Raw genomic sequence first — 279 nt, forward strand, 5'->3', positions numbered from 1 at the left:
GGCCACCCTTCTGCTCATGACGCTCGATCAGCGCGATGGCGCCCGGCGTATAGATGCGCCGCTTGGCGAGAATTGCCTCGGCTTCACGACGCAGACCTTCGTCCTCGATCAGCTCCAGGAGCAGCAGCGAGGTGAAGACGCGGAACGGATTGATGTTGAGCGCCGCCTCGTCGATCGGCCGGAAGCAAGTGGAATGAACCGGCACGCCGGCCACCGAAAGGTCGTAATAACCGACCGCCTGCATGCCCATGACGGCAAACAGCCGGCGGATGGTGAAAA

The 279-nt window shown here is 62.4% G+C and carries 1 pseudogene; it reads right to left on the bottom strand.

Annotated elements, in window-relative coordinates:
* Positions 1 to 279, bottom strand: a pseudogene (locus tag EOD29_RS31385) (DUF1338 family protein); the annotation flags it as partial.

Origin of the sequence: Mesorhizobium sp. M1A.T.Ca.IN.004.03.1.1 (assembly GCF_003997555.1) — a bacterium.
Lineage (GTDB): Bacteria > Pseudomonadota > Alphaproteobacteria > Rhizobiales > Rhizobiaceae > Mesorhizobium.